A 21,887-nucleotide genomic window follows, 5' to 3' on the forward strand; every position below is an offset into this window, starting at 1 on the left:
CCTTTGTCAGACCCGGACCGGCTTACTTGGCCGGCTTGGCGGCGGTGGCCATGGTGCGCTGGTCGGCGCGGCCCTCATAGGAGATGCCCTTGCGGAATGCCCACACGCCGCTTTCCCAGTGCAGCGGAATATGAGGCATGTCGGCCAGCGCGATCTTCACGGCCTGCTGCAGCAGCTGGCTGCGCTTGCCGTCGTCCAGGGTTCCCATGGCGTCGAAATACAGCTTGTCCAGCTCGGGGTTGGAATAGCGGCCATAGTTGCTGCTGCCCACACCGCGGTCCTTGTTGTTGGTGGCCACCCAATACTGCAGGAAGTTGCCGGCCTCGCCGGTCTCCTGGCCCCAGCCGCCCAGGGCTGCGCTCATTTCCCGCTTGGCCCGCTTGGGGAAGTACACCGAACTGGTCATGGTGTCGACCTGGGTCTTGATGCCGATGCGGCTAAGGTACTGCGCCACGGCCTGCGTGACCTGCGCATCATTGATGTAGCGGTCGTTGGTGGCCGACAGCGTCAGCTCGAAACCATCGGGATAGCCGGCTTCGGCCAGCAGCGCCTTGGCCTTCTTTGGGTTGTATTCCAGCGCGGGGGCCTGATCGATGGCGCCGAACATGCCGGCGGGGATGAACTGGTTGGCGGGCATGGCCACGCCGTCCATGATGCGTTCCACGATGGTCTTGCGGTCGATCGCCAGCGACATCGCCTGGCGAACCTTGGCATTCTGCAAGGGGTTGTCGCCCTTGGGCGACTTGACCATCGGGCTCTGCTCGCGGCCGGCATCCAACTGGAAGAACATGATGCGCACCGACGGCTTCACCGTATGGCCGAAGCCGCTCTCCTTGATGCGCTTCAGGTCGCGCGCGGCGGGGTTCTCGATGAGGTCGAAGTCGCCCGCCAGCAGGCCCGTCAGGCGCGGACCGGCGCTGGGCACGGCCGTCATCCGGACTTCCTTCCATGCGGGCTGCTCACCCCAGTACTTTTCATTGCGCTCGAGCACGATGCCCGAACCCTTCACGTAGGATTTCAGCACGTAAGGTCCCGTGCCGATGACGTCCTTTCCGCTGTTGAAATCGTTGACGGCGGGCCACGGAGACGTCACGCCGCAACCTTCCTTGGGCGTATAGGTCAGCGTGTCGTGCTTGACGATGCCGCTCCAGATCATGGGTATGCGGGCCAGTTCATTGGGCAGGACCGGCTGCGGCGCCGCCGTCTTCAGCAGCACGGTGCGTTCATCCGGAGTCTCGACGGACACGATGCGGCGCACGGTATTGGTGCCGCCGCTGCCTATGCCGGTTTCATTGTTCAGGATGCGACAGAAGCTGAACACCACGTCCTGCGCGGTGAAGGGCTCGCCATTCGAAAACCTGGCCTTCTCGTCCAGCTTGAACGTCCAGGTGGTGTCGTCGGTGGCTTCCCAGGACTTGGCCAGCGCCGGCTGGAGCTTCTGGTCGGCGTCCATCGCGACCAGCGGCTGGAAGATGTGATAGATCAGCGCCTCGTTCGGCGTGGTCTGGTGATAATGCGGATCCACCGCCGTGGGCTCGGAGGCCAGGCCTATCTTCAGCGTCTGGGCCTGCGACAGGCCAGCGAATGCGCAAGCCAGGGCGACAGCGATTGTTTTGATCGTGGGGTTTACCGTCGGCATTCTGTAATTCCTTTAGGTTTGTCTCTGAATCGACGCGGAACGAACGTTCGATACCGCGTTGTGCATGCGCCGCAAGATCGCCTGCTCAATGGGGGCAGCGGCTGCCATCGCGTGCATTACGCCTTTCGACGAAGCGGCCATTCTAGCCATTCAGAGCTTTCTATACAATTAGAATAAATCGAGAACTTTTTGCTTAAATTAGAATATAAAACAAGGGTTAACCCTTATCATTATCCGTCATATTTCTTAAACAACCTTTGAAGGCAAGCCGTATCAATGCAAAGCCTGGCCACCAAATACTTTTATGAAGTCGCTTTGAAAGGCAGCCTTACGGCCGCATCGGACTCTTTACATGTTGCCGTATCTGCGATAAGCCGACAGATCACGGGCCTGGAGGAAGAGGTGGGAGCCAGCCTTTTCACGCGCAGCGCCCGAGGAATGGTTCTTACAGAAGCGGGCCAGATCCTGCTGAGGCATGTCAGACGATCCGTGCTCGAGGCAAGCGCCGTACTCGAATCCATCGCCGCCCTGCAAGGCGGCGAACAGAACCCAATACGGATATCCTGCACCCAGGGCCTGGCCAATGAGCTCGTCCCCTCGGCGCTGGCCGCATTCAGCCGTCAACTGCCCTCGGTTCGATTCCGTATCTGGGTGGATAGCGCAAAGCCCGCGACACAGCGCGTGGAGGCGGGCGAAGTCGACATGGCCCTGACTTTCAGCATTACGCCCAACGCCAGCGATAGCGGAGTGAAGGTTCTGTATGCCCGGCCTGCCCCCGCCCTGGCCGTCATGTCGCGGGATCATCCCTTGTCACGCAGGCGCCGGCTGGACATTCGCGATCTGTCCGGCTATCCCATTGCCTTGACCGATGAACTGTCGTCCACGTACAAGCTTTATCAACTGGCGTCCAACATGACCGACACGTGGGTGGAGCCTCAGGTCTACAGCAACTACGCCGAAGCCCTGCATGCCTATGTGCGCGAAAGTCAGGCCATACTGTTTGCAAGCTATGTATCGATCGCCGAACGCCTGAAACCAGGCAGACTGGTGGCCGTTCCCCTGAAGAATCCCGAGATGCATGCCCGGACCGTACAGGTCCAGGTGATGCGCGGCCGGATACTGCCCGACACCATCGAACAATTCTCCAGATTCATCATCCACCGCCTGGACGAACTGGTGCGGCGGGCGCCCGGCCAGGGCCATTGATGCCTGGCTGCCGCCAGGCGGCCAGCCCGCCATGAAGGCCAGGGCCGTCTAGAAGAAGTCGAGCCGGCCCAAGGCCGGAAGCTCGTCGAGCATCAGCAGCAGCTTGTGGCGGCGCCCGGAGCCATCGAGCGACTCGGTGAGCCGTCGCTAGATCTGGTTGAAGATCAAGCCGGATCAAGGGCTTTATGCGGCTTATGTCCGAAGACGGCACCGCCGGGATACTCGGTGACGATGGCGATCCCCAAAGGCTGAAGCGCGCGAATGTAGGACTGTTTCAGCGATTGCGCAGCGCGTATACCAATATGGTCGAACATGGCGGAGACCTTCAGGATTCAGTCGGGGAACTTTTCGACATGAGTTTCGCCACGACGGCCGAAATAGGAGACGTGCCGGCCTGCAATCCACACTGTGTAGCCGATGCAGCCCGCCTCGCTGCTCAAGCGCTTGAACTCTGGGTACCTCACCTCGCCCCGCTGCGAGCCGCGAATCGCTGCCTGCAGAGCGTGCGCGTCAAAGTTGTCGGCGATGACGATGTCCGGCATGTCCAGTGGAACATCCAGTGTTTGGCCATCAGGGAGGTAGTAGACGATACGATGGGCGCGGTAATCGGCGAGGTAGGATTCGACGCCTGCGGTCACCAATTGACCGATGACTTGGCCGAAGTGGATGCGTCCTTCTACGGAGGCCTGTACGGTTTCACGAATGATGGATTGAGTGGACTCGTTCATGGAAGGCTCCTGTGTATGAAACGAAGAGAACAACGAGGAAAGGCTCAGGTCACCGGAACCTGCTGGAGCCGGTGGTGCACCACCAAGGTCTCCAGGAGGTCTCGGAGCACCTTGCGCTGATCCGCCGGTAGATGCCCGAAGAAATGCGCATCGTTCTGGTCTGCCAAGATAGACAGTTTGGGCACTAAGGCCTGGCCCTCGCGTGTCAGGCTGAGCACCTGCTCACGCTGCGCGTTTTCGGCCAGTCGCCGCTGCGCCAATCCCTTTTCTTCCAATCGACTGACGATCTTGGAGGCCCCCCCCTTGGTCATGCCAAGACGCTGGATGAGTTCAGCATGGCTCGTTTCGGCCTGCTCGAATAAAGCACGCAAAGCGACCCACTCTGTCACTGAAGTGCCTTGGTCTTCCAGCAATTGCTGGAAGCGACGGGAGACGTGATTTGAGACAAAACGAAGCCAGTAGCCGAGATGGTCCTCAAGTTGGCTGGCGTTGTGTTTTTGAGATTCTTTCATATGGGTTTCTGTGGAAACATGAACTATTATAGTTTCCATGGAAACCAACTGTCAAGATAATCGTATTCACAGGCAAGATGGCCCGTAGATCAGCCCCCTGAATTGGCGGGATGGCCGCAAGACCCGCACGCTCCAGGACGGCGGGTTGTTCGCGGAAATCGAGCAGCATCGGGCAGCTGCTCAGCAGATCGGCCTGAAACACGTCACCTCGCCGGTGCGCAGTCCTCAGAGCAATGGCATGGCCGAGAGCTTCGTGAAGACGATCAAGCGCGATTACGTCGCCTTTATGCCCAAGCCCGATGTGCCTACAGTGCTGCAGAATCTGGCGATTGCCTTCGAACACTACAACGAGCACCACCCTCACAATGCACTGAAATATCAATTTCCTAGGGAGTTCAGACAGCAGCAGGAATTATTAATCCAAGGGTGGATCTGGTATCCGGAAATACGGGAGCAAAACCAGTCCGTAAAACCATCTTCGCCGCCCCAAAAACAAAACCCCTCGCTTTGTAGGGCGAGGGGTTTTGAGCAATAAGAGCCTGACGATGACCTACTTTCACAGACGTACGTCCACTATCATCGGCGCGAAGGCGTTTCACGGTCCTGTTCGGGATGGGAAGGAGTGGGACCACCTTGCTATGGTCGTCAAGCGTAACCGGGTGTCATCGCCGCGTTGGGGCGGCGATAACGAATCTGGGAAGAAGCACCGCGCCGGTGGACCCACCGGGGTGTAATGTTTGGTGTGTGGCGGCGTACGGGCCGCGATGGGGTTGCGTACCGGTCAACCCACGGTACGACTTTTCATTTGTTTGAACGGCACTTGAACACGTACAACCTACAAGGTTATAGGATCAAGCCGCACGGGCAATTAGTACTGGTTAGCTACACGCATTACTGCGCTTCCACACCCAGCCTATCAACGTCCTGGTCTCGAACGACCCTTCAGGGGGGTCTAGCCCCCGGGATACCTAATCTTCAGACGAGTTTCCCGCTTAGATGCCTTCAGCGGTTATCTCTTCCGTACATAGCTACTCGGCAATGCCATTGGCATGACAACCGATACACCAGCGGTACGTCCACTCCGGTCCTCTCGTACTAGGAGCAGGCTCCGTCAAGTATCCAACGCCCACGGCAGATAGGGACCAAACTGTCTCACGACGTTTTAAACCCAGCTCACGTACCTCTTTAAATGGCGAACAGCCATACCCTTGGGACCGGCTACAGCCCCAGGATGAGATGAGCCGACATCGAGGTGCCAAACACCGCCGTCGATATGAACTCTTGGGCGGTATCAGCCTGTTATCCCCAGAGTACCTTTTATCCGTTGAGCGATGGCCCTTCCATTCAGAACCACCGGATCACTATGTCCTGCTTTCGCACCTGTTCGACGTGTCAGTCTCACAGTCAAGCACGCTTATGCCATTGCACTATCAGCACGATTTCCGACCGTACCTAGCGTACCTTCGAACTCCTCCGTTACACTTTAGGAGGAGACCGCCCCAGTCAAACTGCCCACCATGCACTGTCCCCAACCCGGATAACGGGCCAAGGTTAGAACCGCAAACAAACCAGGGTGGTATTTCAAGGATGGCTCCATAAGCTCTGGCGAGCCTACTTCAACGCCTCCCACCTATCCTACACAGGCCGGTTCACAGTCCAATGCAAAGCTACAGTAAAGGTTCATGGGGTCTTTCCGTCTAGCCGCGGGTAGATTGCATCATCACAAACACTTCAACTTCGCTGAGTCTCAGGAGGAGACAGTGTGGCCATCGTTACGCCATTCGTGCAGGTCGGAACTTACCCGACAAGGAATTTCGCTACCTTAGGACCGTTATAGTTACGGCCGCCGTTTACCGGGGCTTCGATCAAGAGCTTGCACCCCATCACTTAACCTTCCGGCACCGGGCAGGCGTCACACCCTATACGTCCACTTTCGTGTTAGCAGAGTGCTGTGTTTTTAATAAACAGTCGCAGCCACCGATTCTCTGTGACCCCGTCATGCTCGGCGCGCAGGCGCTTCACACTACCAGGGTATACCTTCTCCCGAAGTTACGGTATCAATTTGCCGAGTTCCTTCTCCTGAGTTCTCTCAAGCGCCTTGGAATATTCATCCCGTCCACCTGTGTCGGTTTGCGGTACGGTCTCGTGAGACTGAAGCTTAGAGGCTTTTCTTGGAACTGCTTCCGATCAGTTTAGGACCGAAGTCCTATTCAGCCACACCCTTGAATTACGCGCCCGGATTTACCTAAGCGCCTTCTATGATGCAGCAACGGGGACATCCAACACCCCGATGACCTTGCAGCAATCCGTCCCCCCATCGCATCTCACGACGGTGCTGGAATATTAACCAGCTTCCCATCAGCTACGCATCTCTGCCTCGCCTTAGGGGCCGACTCACCCTGCGCCGATGAACGTTGCGCAGGAAACCTTGGACTTACGGCGAGGGGGCTTTTCACCCCCTTTATCGCTACTCATGTCAGCATTCGCACTTCTGATACCTCCAGCAGACTTTACAATCTGCCTTCACAGGCTTACAGAACGCTCTCCTACCGCGTATATCAACGATATACACCCGCAGCTTCGGTCTATGGCTTAGCCCCGTTACATCTTCCGCGCAGGACGACTCGATCAGTGAGCTATTACGCTTTCTTTAAAGGATGGCTGCTTCTAAGCCAACCTCCTGACTGTCTATGCCTTCCCACTTCGTTTCCCACTTAGCCATAGTTTGGGACCTTAGCTGGCGGTCTGGGTTGTTTCCCTCTTGAGTCCGGACGTTAGCACCCGGTGCTCTGTCTCCCACGCTGCTACTTGCCGGTATTCGGAGTTTGCCATAGGTTGGTAAGTCGCCATGACCCCCTAGCTATAACAGTGCTCTACCCCCGGCAGTAATACGTGAGGCACTACCTAAATAGTTTTCGGAGAGAACCAGCTATTTCCAGGCTTGTTTAGCCTTTCACCCCTATCCACAGCTCATCCCCTAATTTTTCAACATTAGTGGGTTCGGTCCTCCAGCACGTGTTACCGTGCCTTCAACCTGGCCATGGATAGATCGCCTGGTTTCGGGTCTACACCCAGCGACTAAATCGCCCTATTCGGACTCGCTTTCGCTACGCCTTCCCTATTCGGTTAAGCTTGCCACTGAATGTAAGTCGCTGACCCATTATACAAAAGGTACGCAGTCACGGGACGAGCCCGCTCCTACTGTTTGTATGCACACGGTTTCAGGATCTATTTCACTCCCCTTCCGGGGTTCTTTTCGCCTTTCCCTCACGGTACTGGTTCACTATCGGTCGATCACGAGTATTTAGCCTTGGAGGATGGTCCCCCCATCTTCAGACAGGATTTCACGTGTCCCGCCCTACTTGTCTGACGCCTAGTTCCACCGCCTGGGTTTCGTCTACAGGGCTATCACCTGCTATGGCCGCGCTTTCCATCGCGTTCGACTACCCAGACGGCTAAAACGTCAAGGCTGTTCCGAGTTCGCTCGCCGCTACTATCGGAATCTCGGTTGATTTCTTTTCCTCGAGCTACTGAGATGTTTCAGTTCACCCGGTTCGCTTCCACTGGCCTATGTATTCAGCCAGGGATACCCTCTTGCGAGGGTGGGTTTCCCCATTCGGACATCGGCGGATCAAAGCTTGTTTGCCAGCTCCCCGCCGCATTTCGCAGGCTACCACGTCCTTCATCGCCTGTGATCGCCAAGGCATCCACCATGTGCACTTAGTCGCTTGATCCTATAACGTTATAGGTTATAGAAACACTTGAGTATGCGTGTTTGTGCCGTTCATCATTTTCAAAGGCCGTATCCTTTCGAATACGTATTTTTGAGAACTATTTGAACAAAATTGTTTAATGCAATCACAACCCGTACTTACGTGTCGCCTGCCTAGGTAATAGCGCAGACGCACACCATAATTACTTCGTTGTGCTTCTTCCAGATTGTTAAAGAACGAGTAATACCATTTAAACCATTAAATCCGTAGATTTAACGAGCAGCGTTTTAGCCCAAACCGGCCTAAAACCCTCTTCGTTAACCCCACTACCCAGCCGACAAGCGCCTTTGCACCCTTCACCGTACTCTCACGCGCTGCGCCTTTGCTTTTACATTAAAAGGCGTTGGTGGAGGATGACGGGATCGAACCGACGACCCCCTGCTTGCAAAGCAGGTGCTCTCCCAGCTGAGCTAATCCCCCGCAGCGATAAAATCGTACTGGTGGGTCAAGTTGGAATCGAACCAACGACCCCCGCCTTATCAAGACGGTGCTCTAACCGACTGAGCTACTGACCCAGTGTGCGCCCCAAGCAACTGGCTTGGCACGTAACCTTGTCGTGGCTTACTCTTTCTAATCAAACAGCCAATAAGTGTGGACGCTTTCGCTTCGTGTGCGTCGCTCTGAAAGGAGGTGATCCAGCCGCACCTTCCGATACGGCTACCTTGTTACGACTTCACCCCAGTCATGAATCCTACCGTGGTAATCGCCCTCCTTGCGGTTAGGCTAACTACTTCTGGTAAAACCCACTCCCATGGTGTGACGGGCGGTGTGTACAAGACCCGGGAACGTATTCACCGCGACATGCTGATCCGCGATTACTAGCGATTCCGACTTCATGCAGGCGAGTTGCAGCCTGCAATCCGGACTACGATCGGGTTTCTGGGATTGGCTCCCCCTCGCGGGTTGGCGACCCTCTGTCCCGACCATTGTATGACGTGTGAAGCCCTACCCATAAGGGCCATGAGGACTTGACGTCATCCCCACCTTCCTCCGGTTTGTCACCGGCAGTCTCATTAGAGTGCCCTTTCGTAGCAACTAATGACAAGGGTTGCGCTCGTTGCGGGACTTAACCCAACATCTCACGACACGAGCTGACGACAGCCATGCAGCACCTGTGTTCCGGTTCTCTTGCGAGCACTGCCAAATCTCTTCGGCATTCCAGACATGTCAAGGGTAGGTAAGGTTTTTCGCGTTGCATCGAATTAATCCACATCATCCACCGCTTGTGCGGGTCCCCGTCAATTCCTTTGAGTTTTAATCTTGCGACCGTACTCCCCAGGCGGTCAACTTCACGCGTTAGCTGCGCTACTAAGGCCCGAAGGCCCCAACAGCTAGTTGACATCGTTTAGGGCGTGGACTACCAGGGTATCTAATCCTGTTTGCTCCCCACGCTTTCGTGCATGAGCGTCAGTATTATCCCAGGGGGCTGCCTTCGCCATCGGTATTCCTCCACATCTCTACGCATTTCACTGCTACACGTGGAATTCTACCCCCCTCTGACATACTCTAGCTCGGCAGTTAAAAATGCAGTTCCAAAGTTAAGCTCTGGGATTTCACATCTTTCTTTCCGAACCGCCTGCGCACGCTTTACGCCCAGTAATTCCGATTAACGCTTGCACCCTACGTATTACCGCGGCTGCTGGCACGTAGTTAGCCGGTGCTTATTCTGCAGGTACCGTCAGTGACACCCGGTATTAGCCGGTGCCGTTTCTTCCCTGCCAAAAGTGCTTTACAACCCGAAGGCCTTCATCGCACACGCGGGATGGCTGGATCAGGGTTGCCCCCATTGTCCAAAATTCCCCACTGCTGCCTCCCGTAGGAGTCTGGGCCGTGTCTCAGTCCCAGTGTGGCTGGTCGTCCTCTCAAACCAGCTACAGATCGTTGCCTTGGTAGGCCTTTACCCCACCAACTAGCTAATCTGATATCGGCCGCTCCAATAGTGAGAGGTCTTGCGATCCCCCCCTTTCCCCCGTAGGGCGTATGCGGTATTAGCCACGCTTTCGCGTAGTTATCCCCCGCTACTGGGCACGTTCCGATATATTACTCACCCGTTCGCCACTCGCCGCCAGAACCGAAGTTCCGCGCTGCCGTTCGACTTGCATGTGTAAAGCATCCCGCTAGCGTTCAATCTGAGCCAGGATCAAACTCTTCAGTTCAATCTCTGTATAAATCGTAATTTCCATCCTGCCCAAAGGGCAAGTGGTCATACGTCGCGTTTCGCTCAAAGAAAAAGACAAGATTTTAATTACTTAAAACCTTACTTCTTCATTTGTGCGAGCACTTGATATAAATTTGGCGAGCCTTTCGTGAGAAAGGTTGCACACTCATGCCAAGCGCCCACACTTATCGGCTGTTAAATTGTTAAAGAGCGTTTACTGCCCGGCCCCGCCCATTGGCAGGTGACCGTTACCGCTAAATTCCGTACCACCCTGACCCGCGCTGCACCCGGTGTTTGCGACCGGTGCGTTGCTGTGTCAGCAGCAGAGAAACGAGATTATGAAGCAGTTTTTTAAGCTTGTCAAGTCGGGGTTCGTCGCGTTGGCCTCAAAGCCTAAACCGCCAAACCGCCAAACCGCCAAACCGCCACTTGGGACAGCTACTGCCTCGCACTCGCGCCGCGCCTCCGAACCCGTTTGGGTCACTGCGGCCAAGCCCGTAAGCTTACCACAGTTCGATGCGCCGCATCCCTGCGCTTCGCCGCGCACCGCCCACAAAAAAGCCCGTAACTTCAAGGACTTGGATCGTTTGCGTCGCTAGGGAAAACCCTAGTGCGTGTGCTGCGAAGAACAGAACTATAGCACAGCTTTTTGAGCCCATGCAAATCGAAACCGGCCAAATTCCCTCAAAATCCCCGCCCCCACCCGCACCCCTGCGCCAAGCCCTTGAAATACCAGTGCAATCTTTTTTTAAGAAAATGGAAATAATTTTGGCCGTCTGCTGAAAACCAGGCAAAAGGGAATGAAGGCGGGTTGAAATTAGCGTTGGCTCCCTCGATCCCGGCGATTGACTCAGCGCGCTTTATGCACCAGGGCGCTGCTTCTTGGTGTGCGCATTCGTGTGGCCACGGGCGCCCGCTACACAAAGCAATGCATGCGCTCCCTTTCTACTCTCTCTATCTATATAGATATGTTTTCACCCAAGGTGGCTCATGGTGCTCCGCGCTGCATCGAAGGCCGCGCCTTGAACGTCCCGGCCATGCGAAAGCCATGCATGAGGCCGCCGCGGATTTAATTTATCTTTGGACCGGACACGCAAGCGCGGAATCCGCCATACTCTCTTTATAGACGGCAGGCATAGAATTCAATCTATCCTCTCATACAGACAACCGCCCACGAGCATCCATGACCGAAGACATACTTATAAACGTCACTCCCTTTGAAACACGGGTCGCACTGGTAGAGCAAGGTGCAGTACAAGAACTTCATATGGAACGCAGCATCCAGCGGGGCCATGTCGGCAATCTGTATCTGGGCAAAGTCGTGCGTGTGCTCCCCGGCATGCAAAGCGCCTTTGTGGATATCGGGCTGGACCGCGCGGCCTTCATCCATGTGGCCGACCTCAGGCAGAACCGTACGGAACGCAGCACCGGCGCGGCCGTCACCCCTATAGAAAAGCTGCTGTTCGAAGGCCAGTCGCTGATGGTCCAAGTGATCAAGGATCCGCTGGGCACCAAAGGAGCGCGGCTATCCACGCAAATCAGCATCGCCGGGCGCATGCTGGTCTATCTGCCCTATGACCCTCATGTGGGCATTTCGCAGAAGATCGAATCGGAAGAAGATCGCATCTCCCTGCGGGAGAGGGTGCTGCGATTCAGGGGAGACGACAAGGGCGGATTCATTGTCCGCACCCAGGCCGAGGGCGCCACCGATGAGGAGCTGCAGGCGGATCACTCTTATCTGCGCACGTTGTGGAACAGCATCCAGGAGAAAGCCAAGAGCCAGCCCACGCCATCGGTGCTGTATACCGATCTGACCCTGGCCCAGCGCGTGCTTCGCGACATGGTGGGGCCGAACACCGGAACCATACAGGTGGATTCGCGCAGCACCACGCAGCAGCTGCTGGATTGGGCCAAGACCTACACACCCTCGGTGCTGGGCCGGATCAAGCACTATAGCGGCGAGCGGCCCCTGTTCGATACCGCCAACGTCGACGAGGAGATCGCGCGCGCGCTGTCGCGCCGGGTGGACCTCAAATCGGGCGGCTACCTGATCATCGATCAGACCGAAGCCCTGACCACAGTCGACGTGAACACCGGCGGCTTCGTGGGTGGACGCAATTTCGACGACACCATATTCAAGACCAACCTGGAAGCCGCCGTGGCCCTGGCGCGCCAGCTGCGCCTGCGCAACTTGGGCGGCATCATCATCCTTGACTTCATCGACATGGACGACACGGAGCACCGCAGTTCCGTGCTCGCCGAACTGAACAAGGCCCTGAGCAAGGATCGCACCCGCATGACGGTCAGCGGATTCAGCCAGCTGGGCCTGGTCGAGATGACCCGCAAGCGCACGCGCGATTCGCTGGCGCATCAGTTATGCGAGCCCTGCCCCACTTGCCAGTCGCGCGGCAATGTCCGCACGCCGCGCACCCTATGCTACGAAATACTGCGCGAGATATTGCGTGAGTCGCGCCAGTTCAATCCCAAGGAGTTCCGCATCCTGGCCTCGCAGGCCATCGTGGATCTGTTCCTGGAAGAAGAAAGCGCCCATTTGGCCATGCTGGGCGACTTCATCGGCAAGCCCGTATCGCTGGAAGTGGAAAGCCAATATTCACAGGAGCAATACGACATCGTTCTGATCTGATCGATGGGGTATGCTTACCGGCTTTCTTCAGCAAGCGCCGGATGGAGGCGCAAAGACCACGCATGTCGGAAATCAGTATTCTTCTGTTGTTTGCAGCGGCCTTCGGCGCCAGCGCGCTGGGCGGCGTGCTTGGCATGGCGAGCGGCATCTTCATCGTACCGATACTCACGCTGTTCTTTGGCCTGGAAATCCGGATCGCCATCGCCGCGAGCATTGTGTCGGTCATCGCATGTTCTTGCGCAAGCGCGGCCCCTTTCCTGAAGGCGGGACTGACGAATATCCGCCTTGCCATCGTTCTGGAAACAGCCACTGCGATGGGCGCGCTCACGGGGGTCTTCTTTATCGGCCTGATTCCTGAATCCTACCTCTATGGCCTGTTCGCCGTCATTCTGGCCGTATCGGCCAGGCAAATGCTGGCACGGCGGCGCGAGAAGACGATCACCAGCGAGCCCGACCCGCGAAGCTGGGCGGCCTTGCTAAGGCTGGATTCCGATTTTCCCGACAAAACGCCCGGCCGCTCGATCGCCTACCAGGTCGGCCATGTCCCGCTGGGCTTGATCCTGATGTACGGAGCCGGACTGCTGTCCGCCTTGCTTGGCATCGGCTCCGGAGTGCTGAAGATTCCCGCCATGGATGCCGCCCTGCGCCTGCCCATCAAGGTTTCATCGGCCACCTCGAACTTCATGATCGGCGTTACCGCCTCGGCCAGCGCCGTGGCCTATTTCATAAGCGGCGATATCGATGTGGACATCGCCGCCCCCGTGGCCTTGGGCTCCGTCCTGGGCGCATTCGCCGGCGCCCGGCTTTTGTTGCGCATTCCGGCCGAGCGGCTCCGCCTCTTCTTCGTGCTGGTGTTGTCCTTGCTGGCGATTCAGATGCTGATGAGCAGCGTCGGCATAGAACTGCCCGGAGGCCTATCATGAAGAACAATGCAGACATCCGCCAACGCAGGGACCGGATGATCGCCGGTCTGCTGAGGTGGGGAACGTGGTTCGCCTCCATGCTGATCGCGATGGGCATGCTGATCGGCGTCGCCGGCTACTGGGATGATGCGCCGGGCTATGGAAAGCAGGTGGCTGTCGCGGGAATCGCCGTATTCATCCTTCTTCCCGTAATGCGCGTCGGACTGATGCTGGTCATGTTCCTGCGCGAACGGGACTATGCCTATGCGGTGATTTCGAGTTCGGTCCTGGCGATCATCCTGGCCTCATCGCTGATAGGCCTGTGGTGGAATTGACCGCATGAGGCGCCGCGGCGGCGAAGCCGCGGCCGGCCGCGTGGAAAGTCAGCCGCCTGGCTGGGGGCAGATTTCAGGATGCATGATGGACTGGAACAACTGCTCGATGCGCGCCTTCGTGCCGCTGTCCGCGTAATAGGAATATACCTGGGCCTTGGACCGCTCTTCCGCCATCATGGTGCTCTGGTACTGGGTCAGGTCGACGACAATGGCGTGTTCGTAGGAAGCCGACGGTTCCGGCATTTCCGTAATGGTGGCATAGGCGGTCTGCCGCGGATCCAGGGTGAACTTTGCGGATGCGCCGCAAGCCGCCTGGTGCTTGAACAAGGCCATTTGTATCTTGGGAAACGTCAGGGGTATCGTGCGCTCGCCACGGAAATAAGCGGGTTCGCGCACGTCGCCGATACGCAGTCCCTGCGGAGTGGCGGCGCAGCCGGCCAGTATCGTCACTGCGGCAAGCATTGCCATCGTCTTCATGTAGGTGACTTCCTTTATCGAAATAACGAAAGAGCGCGGCCCAGCCTTGTAAACCCGGCCTTGCTCTCAATCTTCTTCACGGAACTGCATGCGGTATAGCGAAGCATACAGCCCGTTCAACTCCAGCAATTCTTCGTGCCGGCCCTGCTCCACGATTTTTCCGGCATCCATCACGACGATCCGGTCGGCCTTCTGTACGGTCGACAGGCGGTGCGCGATCACCAGCGTGGTGCGCCCCGCCATGAGCAGTTCCAGCGAGGCCTGCACCTGCCGTTCGGATTCATTATCAAGGGCCGAGGTGGCTTCGTCCAGGATGAGGATGGGCGCATTCTTGATCAAGGCGCGCGCAATGGCCAGACGCTGGCGCTGCCCGCCGGACAACTGGCTGGCGTTTTCCCCGACCGGCGTATCCAGCCCCTGCGGCAGGCCGTCGACGAAGTCGAGCAGGTTCGCGGCCTCCAGCGCCTTGCGGATCTCGCCGCGATCGGCTTCGTGCAGGGCGCCATAGCCCACGTTCTCGGCAATGGTTCCGTCGAAAAGCACGACATCCTGGCTGACCAGCGACAGGTGGGCCCGCAGCCCCCGCAGGCTGAGTTCCTTGACGTTCTGGCCATCGATGCACACTTCGCCCCGCATCGGATTGACGAAACGCGGCAACATGTTCACCAGAGTGGTCTTGCCGCTGCCCGAACGTCCCACCAGGGCAACCGTCTGTCCCGGCTCCGCCACGAAGGACACATCGGAAAGCGTATCGGTCTGTGCGTTGGGAAAGCGGTGATAGATGCCGCTGAACTCGACCCGCCCCTTGACCGGCTGCGCCAGGGTTCCGGTGCCGCTGTCATCCTCGGGCTTCTGATCGATGAGCGTGAACACGCTCTCGGCCGAGATCAGCATTCTCTGCATGGCGCTGGCGATGTTCGTCAGCCGCTTCATGGGGTCGAAAATCTGACCCAGCGCCGCCATGAAGGCGGCGAAGCTGCCCACGGTAAGCCCCTGGTTGTTGGCCTGGTACAGGGCGACGGCAATGACCGCGGCCACCGACAAGGCGATGGAGAACTGCGACAGGGGCGACATGGCCGCGTCGGCACTGGCCGCGCGCATGGCAAAGCGCCGCAGGCGGCCGTTCACGTATTCGAAGCGGCCCGATTCGCGCTCATAGCCATCGAACAGCTTGATGACGCGCTGGCCGTCGATGCCTTCGCGCACGACGCGCGTGAGCTCGGCGTTCATGCCTATGGTCTCGCGGTTGATGCGCCGCAGCCGCTTGATGAAAACACGCGCGATCAAGGTCGAGATGGGCAGCATGACCAGCACGATCAAGGTCAGTTGCCACGACATGTACAGCAGCACGCACAACAGCGCCACGACCACCAGCGATTCGCGCACGACAACGGTGATGACCTCGGTCGCCAGACCCGTGACGGTGCCCGCGTCGATGGTGAAGCGGTTCAGCAGGCGCCCGGAGTCGCCCCGCTTGAAATCCTCGTCGGACAGTCCCAGCAGGCGTGAGAACATTTCCTTGCGCAGGCCCAGCAGCATGTTGTTGGCCACCCAGGCCAGCAGATAGGTGCTGGAGTAACTGCACACTCCGCGCAAAAACATCAGGCCCACCACCGCAAGGGGAATCGACCACATGTACGAAGGCCTGGACCCGGAAAAGCCATCGTCCAGCAGGGGCTTCATGATGATGGCCAGCGTGGGCTGGGTGGCCGCTGCGACACTGACGAGAAGGACGGCCGCGATCACCGCTTTCCAGTACACGCCCAGGCGGCTGTAGATGCGGCGCCACAAGTCCAGCTTGACGGGATCCGAAGGTGACGATGCGGCTTCAGTGGCTGACTTCAACAATAAACTCGCTTATATACTATTGGATGAATCATTTTAACGTCCCTTCGCGGGATGCCGATCGTTCAACAGCCATCATACCGCCCAGGCCAGCCCTTCCCGCTCATGACTATGCCCTCCGCCATCTATGTACGTCTTCCCAACTGGATCGGCGATGTCTGCATGAGTCTTCCCAGCCTGCATGCGCTGCTGGACACGCAGTTGCCCGTGGTGGTGTGCGCGCGGCCCTGGGCCAAAGACCTGCTGGCCGGCTACAGGCTGGAAGGCTTCGTCGAGATGAAAGGCCGATGGCGGGAAGACAGGGCCGCCGTCCAGCAGCACAAGAAGAAAGCCCAGCACGCCCATCCGCGCGGGCTGCTGCTGCCCGATTCCCTGTCCAGCGCCATGGTATTCAAGTTTGCGGGCGTGCCCAGCGCCGGATACCGGGACGACGGGCGCAGCCTGATCCTGCGCTGGCCCATCGGCAAGCCGCCGGAACACCTGCATGCCGTGCAATCCTGGCACTACGTGACCGCCCAGGCCCTCAAGCGCTGGAACCTTCCCGTGCGCCCCCTGCCCTCGAACAGGAAGCTGGGCTTGCGCCTTGCCGGCAGGCACGGCACCGAAGCCATGCAGGCCGTGGATGCCGCCGGGCTGGAGCCGGGCCGGTTCATCCTGATCGCCCCCACGGCGACCGGGTTGCACCGCGGGAAGGTGAAGGTGTGGCCGCAGTTCGATGCCCTGACCCGCCGCCTGCAGGAACGCGGCCATGTCGTTGCCATGTGCCCGCCTCCCGCCGAGGCCGAGGCGGCCCGGCGCAATGCGCCGACCGCGGTTTGCCTGCCCCCCTTGAAGCTGGGTGCGTTTGCTACACTCACCCAACTTGCCGCGCTGGTCGTCTGCAATGATTCCGGGGTTTCGCACCTGGCCGCCGCCGCCCATGCCAGGCAGCTGACCTTGTTCGGTGTTACCCAGCGCGAACGCACGGGCCCCTGGTCCGACGTAGCCGTCTGCCTGGGCGCCATGCACGCCTGGCCTACGCTGGAACAGGCGGAACAGCAGGTGCTGGACCTTCTGCCCGAAAACATTGAACGGTAACGCATGACGATTTCGAGCTTCCTGACCAACCTGGTGATACCGCTTAACCTGTGCATTACCCTGCTGCTGATCGCCGCGGTGGTATTCATGCTGCGTTGGCGCAAGACGGCATTCTTCATCGCCGCCGCCGGCTTGGCATGGGCTCTGTTCTGGTCCCTGCCCGCCTCGTCGCTGTGGGCGGGCGGACGCCTGGAGCAGTTGTACCCGCACAGGCCCGTCATGGCGCTGCCCACCGCCCAGGCCATCGTCGTCCTGGGCGGCAGCACGGCCAACGGCCGGCAGAACTGGTTCGAGCCCTATGACAGCAACACGGCATCCGCACGCGTCGATACCGCCGCCGTACTGTACAAAGCGAAGCGGGCGCCGCTCATCATTCTTTCCGGTGCCGCCCTGGAGGGCAGCACCAGCGAGGCCCAGATGATGGCAAGCGCGCTAAGGCAGGAAGATATCCCGGACAGCGCCATGGTGCTGGAGAACCGCAGCTTCACCACCCATGAAAATGCCCTGTACACCACGCAGAAGCTCAAGGAGCGCCATATAGGCCAGGTCCTGCTGGTGACGTCCGCCCTGCACATGCCGCGGGCCATGGCCGTGTTCAGGAAGCAGGGCATCGACGCCATCGCCGCGCCATCGCCGCCCCAGATCGTGGTTCCCGACGACTCCCGATTTTCATTCTGGCAGCCGAATATGCGGGCCCTCTCCGCCAGCCGCTCCATCGTGAAGGAGTACGTGGGACTGCTGGTGTACTGGATTCGAGGCTGGATCTAGCCATGCAATGCCGCCCCGGCTGCGGAGCCTGCTGCATCGCCCCGTCCATCTCTAGCCCCATTCCCGGCATGCCGTCCGGCAAAGCGGCGGGCGTCCGATGCATCCAGTTGGCGGACGATAATCGGTGCCGGATCTTCGGACACCCCGAGAGGCCGGCGGTATGCGCCGGCCTGCAGGCAACTCGGGAAATGTGTGGATCGAACCGCGAACAAGCCATTGCCTGGATAAGCGAGTTGGAACGCGCCACCGCGCCGTAACGGCAAATTGGCATTTGTTCGGTGCTACACTCGGGCGGTCCTGTATGGACGACGACGCGGGTTGTATACGTGCCGCCCGCGGATTAAATCAAGAAACGGGGGCTTCCATGCACTACATCATTCTTATTCTCGCCGCCATGCTGGTGGGCACCGCCATCGGCGCCTTGCTTGTACCGCGCGACAAATCCTTATTTATCGGTTCTCTTGCCGCGATTGCGCTGGGGGCCGTTACCATGGTGACCGGCTCGTGGATTTTCCTGGCGATCGGAACGGCCATCTTCCTGGCGGCGCAGGCCATGCAACGCGACAACCCTCCTGTGCAGGCCTGAGCGCGGGCGGAATCCACATACTCGATCCTTCGGCCTGCCACCCTGAGCCTAACCGCCTGGCTGGCTGTAAATCCCTCGGCGCGGCTGATGCGCCGTAAAGCCACCGCCCCTTTCGGGGCGGTTTTACTTTATGACGCGAACCCCGGTCCATGCGGCATTGGCGGAGGTTTACACGGAGCCGCGCTCTTTGAGTATCTCTTGATACAGCCCCAGGTATTCGCCAGCCACCTCGTTCCAGGTATGCCGGTCCACGACGTCGCTGCCGCCCCGCCGCAAACGGTCGCGCCAGGCCTCATCGCCATCGATGCGCGCAATGAAGCGCGCCAGTTGCTCGTCGTTTTCGGGATGGTCCAGCACCATGGCGTCCTGCCCGTCCTGCACATACTGCGCAAAGCCGCACCAGGGCGCCGGGCTAAGGACGACCGGCAGATCGAAGGACATGGCTTCCAGCGGCGCCATGCCGAAACTGTCGTTCAGCGTGGGATGCACATAGATGTCGGCGACCTGATAGTACGGCGCCACGTCGGCCGTTTCCTCGATCAGCTTGATGCGCTCCGACAAACCCTGGTTTTCGGGCGGCTTGTGTATGAAGTCGCGCGTGGCGGCGTTGCTGCCCACGATCAGCAGCTTGTACCGGGCCGGCAGCCGTGCCAGGGCCTTCAGCACCGTGGGCAGGCCTTTGCGCATGGGATTGCGCGCCACGAGCAAGCATACGCAGTCGTCGGGCGAAAAGCCCAATGCGCCGCGCGCCTGTGGCCTGCCCGCCGGGTCCGGGCTTGCGGTGCGGGATACGCCTGGCGGAATAATGGGAAAGGAAAGATGCGGGCCGTAGGCCTGTTTCAACTGCTCGGCGATCAAGCCGGATACGGCAACCGTCCGGTGGCCCGGCCTGGCGGCTACCCGCCGCGCTTCCAGGCGCAAATAAGTCTGGACACGCAAGCTGGGGTAGGACAGCAAGCGCTTGATGTCAGGCAGCGCCCGCACCCGCCAGTTGTAGCGGACGGGCGTGACGTGCACGACTTCGACGTCTCCGCACCAGCCGTTCATGTGGGAATGGACGATGTCATAGCCCTTGCGTGTGGCGCGGCGCGCCCGCCATGCGAACAGCAACACCCGCAGCCAGCTGGGCAGGAAGGACCAGGACCGCAAGGGAACGAAAGGCAGTTGCAGCCCGCAATCCTCGTCGTATTCCCGGGCGAACACGGTGATGTCGTGGCCGGGAGAGAGTTCACGCATCAGTTCGACCCCGTATGCCTCGGCCCCGCCGTAGCGGTTGCCGAATCGATCGACGACGAAGGCGATTTTCAGTCGAGGCACGGACATGCGGCGTCCCTTATTCCTTGCGTCGCTTCTGTTCCAGCCGGGTCATGCATTTTTGCAGAAAGCGGAAGATGTTGGTGGATCGGGCGACCGTGACCCTGGGCAGTCCGAAGGGATCGTCGGTTTCCTTGGCCAGGCCGCCCTGAGTCGTGGTGGCGTTGATGTAGCCGGCATTGCGCACCATGGCACGCAGTTCGGGCGATTCGCCGCCGTAGGGATAGCAGAAAGCCGTGACTTCGGAGCCCATGGCATCTTCAAGTTCGTGCTTGGACTGACGGATCTGGTAGTCGGCGACTTCAGGGGAAAGCTTGGGAAGAAAGGGATGGTCCAGGGTGTGCGAACCGACTTCCATGCCGGCGGTGGTCCATTCCCGCATTTCGTCGATCGACATCAAATCGGCGTGCGCTATGCCTTTTTCGTAATCCCAGACATTGCCGCCGTCCAGTTGGCGCGCCACGAAATAATTGGTCGCGGTGAAGTCCTGTTCGCGCAGAATGGGCAAGGCGTGCCGGTATACATTGCGATAGCCGTCATCGAAGGTGATGCCGACCACCTTGCCGTGGCGCTCGCCCCTTATATAAGGCATGAGATCGCGCATGGAAAGCCCCCGGTAGCCGAAGCGGCGCAGCCAGGTCATTTGCCGCCGGAAATCGGCCGGATGCACGATGAGGCTGCGATACGGCGATCCCTTGACTGCGGGCTGGCCTATCTGGTGGTACATGAGTATGGGGATCATGTGGCTGATTATATCGGCGCCGGCAGATCCCGCGCCAGGCGATCGGCCTGCGCATACACTTTCTTGGTGTCCTCGATGAAGCCGGGCGTGGAGAACATGTGCTCCACACGCTCGCGCGCCGATCGGCCCATTGCGGAAAGGCAGCGGGTGTCGGCCAATATGCGGCGCAGCGCATCGGCCAGAAAATCGATGTCTCCGGCGGGCGCCACCCAGCCATCGACGCCGTCGCGCACGTTTTCGGGCAAGCCGCCCGCATTGGACACCAGCGCCGGCAGGCCCATGGCCATGGTCTCGCAACTGGCATACGATGCGGCTTCACGATAGGAAAGGACGAAACCAATGTCGCAGGCGCCCAGCACCGTGCGCACGTCTTTGACCAGCCCCGGGAAAACCACCTGTTCGCGCATGGCCAGGGAATCGACCCTGGCCAGCATACAGGGCGTCGGAGGATCACCGGCGACCACCATCCGAAGGCGGCTCCGCAGGGGAGGCTCCAATCGCGAAATGGCCTGGACCAGATCCAGCCAGCCCTTGTTGTAATCGGTTCCGCCTATGCTGCCCAATACCAGCACATCGGAATCCAAGGGCCCGAAAAGGCGGTCTCTGTGCGCCTGCTTGTCGGCCGGACCGACGGGCCTCAGGTGGTTGTGATCGATGCCGTTCCTGACCACGCTGATGGGATGGCGGCTATAGCCCGATTCACCCAGAATGCGGGCAACGTATTCGCATACGGCGATCGATGCATGCGTGCCGAATCTGGCCCGCAATCGATGACCGACGCTGCACACGGGGTTGGTATTGTGCTTGGTCCAGACAATGGCCGGCCGGTGCCGCAGCCCCAGGCTGGCCAGCATGACATGCCTATGGTCGGCGCCCCCGTTTACATGCACCACGTCGAAGCGTTCTTGCCGGAGGAACTGGCGCAAACGCCAGACCTCCTTCAGAAGCGTCAGCGGGCGCGATGTATACAGGCCGGGCAGCACGCGTACGCCCGGCTCGGCGGATGCGGCTTGATAAAGACGGCCGGTCGGCGGAGCGGCCACGGTCAGGTCGTACTGGGTTTTCAGCCCCTTGAGCAGGCTGAGCACATACGTGACATGGCCGCCGCCATTACCATGGTGGATGTCGGTGATAAGGATTTTCATTGTGAGCCGGCGATGCCCTTGAACGCCCCCGCGTCG

At 59.2% G+C, this 21,887-nt stretch carries 16 protein-coding genes, 2 tRNA genes, 3 rRNA genes and 2 pseudogenes; 9 read left to right on the forward strand and 14 right to left on the reverse strand.

The features are described 5' to 3' along the window. Window positions 1-22: 22 nt before the first annotated feature. A complete protein-coding gene (locus OEG81_RS11610; RefSeq protein WP_264129407.1) occupies window positions 23-1,639 on the reverse strand; it encodes an ABC transporter substrate-binding protein in 1,617 nt (538 codons plus the stop codon). Window positions 1,640-1,915: 276 nt separating this feature from the next. Here OEG81_RS11610 and OEG81_RS11615 point away from each other — a divergent pair, with 276 nt between their 5' ends. After that, complete coding sequence (locus OEG81_RS11615; protein WP_264129409.1) at window positions 1,916-2,845, forward strand: LysR family transcriptional regulator; 930 nt, start codon at window positions 1,916-1,918, stop codon at window positions 2,843-2,845. A gap of 51 nt (window positions 2,846-2,896) precedes the next feature. Here the strand turns inward: OEG81_RS11615 and OEG81_RS11620 are convergent. The 3 genes and pseudogenes from OEG81_RS11620 to OEG81_RS11630 form a co-directional block, all read right to left on the reverse strand. Beyond that, window positions 2,897-3,056 (reverse strand): annotated as a pseudogene (locus tag OEG81_RS11620) (type IV secretory system conjugative DNA transfer family protein); the annotation flags it as partial. 121 nt (window positions 3,057-3,177) lie between these two features. Further along, window positions 3,178-3,573, reverse strand: coding sequence for a DUF1398 domain-containing protein (locus OEG81_RS11625; protein ID WP_264129411.1), 396 nt, complete (start codon window positions 3,571-3,573; stop codon window positions 3,178-3,180). Between the two features lie 44 nt (window positions 3,574-3,617). Beyond that, window positions 3,618-4,085 (reverse strand): MarR family winged helix-turn-helix transcriptional regulator, encoded by a 468-nt coding sequence (locus OEG81_RS11630; protein WP_264129412.1) that lies wholly within the window; start codon window positions 4,083-4,085, stop codon window positions 3,618-3,620. 130 nt (window positions 4,086-4,215) lie between these two features. Between OEG81_RS11630 and OEG81_RS11635 the strand changes: the two are divergent. Continuing rightward, window positions 4,216-4,497, forward strand: a pseudogene (locus tag OEG81_RS11635) (integrase core domain-containing protein); the annotation flags it as partial. A gap of 125 nt (window positions 4,498-4,622) precedes the next feature. Here the strand turns inward: OEG81_RS11635 and rrf are convergent. The 5 genes from rrf to OEG81_RS11660 form a co-directional block, all read right to left on the reverse strand. After that, a 5S ribosomal RNA gene (gene rrf, locus OEG81_RS11640) occupies window positions 4,623-4,735 on the reverse strand. A 197-nt stretch (window positions 4,736-4,932) separates the two neighbouring features. Then, window positions 4,933-7,819 (reverse strand): 23S ribosomal RNA (locus OEG81_RS11645). Window positions 7,820-8,202: 383 nt separating this feature from the next. Continuing rightward, window positions 8,203-8,278 (reverse strand) — tRNA-Ala (locus OEG81_RS11650). Window positions 8,279-8,296: 18 nt separating this feature from the next. Then, window positions 8,297-8,373: transfer RNA gene (locus tag OEG81_RS11655), tRNA-Ile, on the reverse strand. 108 nt (window positions 8,374-8,481) lie between these two features. After that, window positions 8,482-10,014: ribosomal RNA gene (locus OEG81_RS11660) — 16S ribosomal RNA — on the reverse strand. Together the 16S, 23S and 5S rRNA genes with 2 tRNA genes alongside form the textbook arrangement of a ribosomal RNA operon. 1,185 nt (window positions 10,015-11,199) lie before the next feature. Here OEG81_RS11660 and rng point away from each other — a divergent pair. From rng to OEG81_RS11675, 3 genes are all read left to right on the forward strand, one after another. Beyond that, window positions 11,200-12,660, forward strand: a complete 1,461-nt coding sequence (gene rng / locus OEG81_RS11665) for a ribonuclease G (protein WP_264129414.1) — start codon at window positions 11,200-11,202, stop codon at window positions 12,658-12,660. Between the two features lie 62 nt (window positions 12,661-12,722). Beyond that, a complete protein-coding gene (locus OEG81_RS11670) occupies window positions 12,723-13,583 on the forward strand; it encodes a sulfite exporter TauE/SafE family protein (RefSeq protein WP_264129415.1) in 861 nt (286 codons plus the stop codon). Further along, window positions 13,580-13,897 carry a DUF1634 domain-containing protein gene (locus OEG81_RS11675; protein WP_264129416.1) on the forward strand — a complete coding sequence of 106 codons (318 nt, stop codon included), beginning with the start codon at window positions 13,580-13,582 and terminating at the stop codon, window positions 13,895-13,897. The genes OEG81_RS11670 and OEG81_RS11675 overlap by 4 nt, the downstream gene beginning before the upstream one ends. Window positions 13,898-13,945: 48 nt before the next feature. Here OEG81_RS11675 and OEG81_RS11680 read toward each other — a convergent pair whose 3' ends face one another. Both OEG81_RS11680 and msbA read right to left on the reverse strand, forming a co-directional pair. Continuing rightward, complete coding sequence (locus OEG81_RS11680; protein ID WP_264129417.1) at window positions 13,946-14,374, reverse strand: hypothetical protein; 429 nt, start codon at window positions 14,372-14,374, stop codon at window positions 13,946-13,948. Between the two features lie 66 nt (window positions 14,375-14,440). Then, entirely contained in the window at window positions 14,441-16,222 is a 1,782-nt protein-coding gene (gene msbA / locus OEG81_RS11685) for a lipid A export permease/ATP-binding protein MsbA (protein ID WP_264129418.1), read from the reverse strand. A gap of 102 nt (window positions 16,223-16,324) precedes the next feature. On the opposite strand from msbA, the gene OEG81_RS11690 reads away from it, so the two are divergent. Genes OEG81_RS11690 through OEG81_RS11705 form a run of 4 tightly spaced genes read left to right on the forward strand, consistent with a single transcriptional unit; the run spans window position 16,325 to window position 18,650 of the window. Beyond that, window positions 16,325-17,296: a glycosyltransferase family 9 protein gene (locus tag OEG81_RS11690; RefSeq protein ID WP_264129419.1), complete on the forward strand. Its 972-nt coding sequence runs from the start codon at window positions 16,325-16,327 to the stop codon at window positions 17,294-17,296. Window positions 17,297-17,299: 3 nt separating this feature from the next. Continuing rightward, window positions 17,300-18,064, forward strand: coding sequence for a YdcF family protein (locus OEG81_RS11695; protein ID WP_264129420.1), 765 nt, complete (start codon window positions 17,300-17,302; stop codon window positions 18,062-18,064). 2 nt (window positions 18,065-18,066) lie between these two features. Further along, window positions 18,067-18,321, forward strand: a complete 255-nt coding sequence (locus OEG81_RS11700; RefSeq protein WP_264129421.1) for a YkgJ family cysteine cluster protein — start codon at window positions 18,067-18,069, stop codon at window positions 18,319-18,321. 44 nt (window positions 18,322-18,365) lie between these two features. After that, on the forward strand, window positions 18,366-18,650 hold the full coding sequence (locus OEG81_RS11705; RefSeq protein ID WP_264129422.1) for a hypothetical protein: 285 nt from the start codon (window positions 18,366-18,368) through the stop codon (window positions 18,648-18,650). A gap of 168 nt (window positions 18,651-18,818) precedes the next feature. Here the strand turns inward: OEG81_RS11705 and OEG81_RS11710 are convergent, their stop codons facing one another. The 3 genes from OEG81_RS11710 to OEG81_RS11720 are packed head-to-tail and all read right to left on the reverse strand — an operon-like array spanning window position 18,819 to window position 21,851. Next, window positions 18,819-19,973 carry a glycosyltransferase family 4 protein gene (locus OEG81_RS11710; protein ID WP_264129423.1) on the reverse strand — a complete coding sequence of 385 codons (1,155 nt, stop codon included), beginning with the start codon at window positions 19,971-19,973 and terminating at the stop codon, window positions 18,819-18,821. A gap of 10 nt (window positions 19,974-19,983) precedes the next feature. Then, the gene (locus OEG81_RS11715) at window positions 19,984-20,691 is read right to left on the reverse strand and encodes a polysaccharide deacetylase family protein (protein ID WP_264132579.1); all 708 of its coding nucleotides are present in this window, start codon (window positions 20,689-20,691) and stop codon (window positions 19,984-19,986) included. A gap of 23 nt (window positions 20,692-20,714) precedes the next feature. Next, window positions 20,715-21,851, reverse strand: coding sequence for a glycosyltransferase family 4 protein (locus OEG81_RS11720; protein WP_264129424.1), 1,137 nt, complete (start codon window positions 21,849-21,851; stop codon window positions 20,715-20,717). Window positions 21,852-21,887: the final 36 nt, after the last annotated feature.

This window comes from Pollutimonas sp. M17, from assembly GCF_025836975.1.
Taxonomy (GTDB): Bacteria; Pseudomonadota; Gammaproteobacteria; order Burkholderiales; family Burkholderiaceae_B.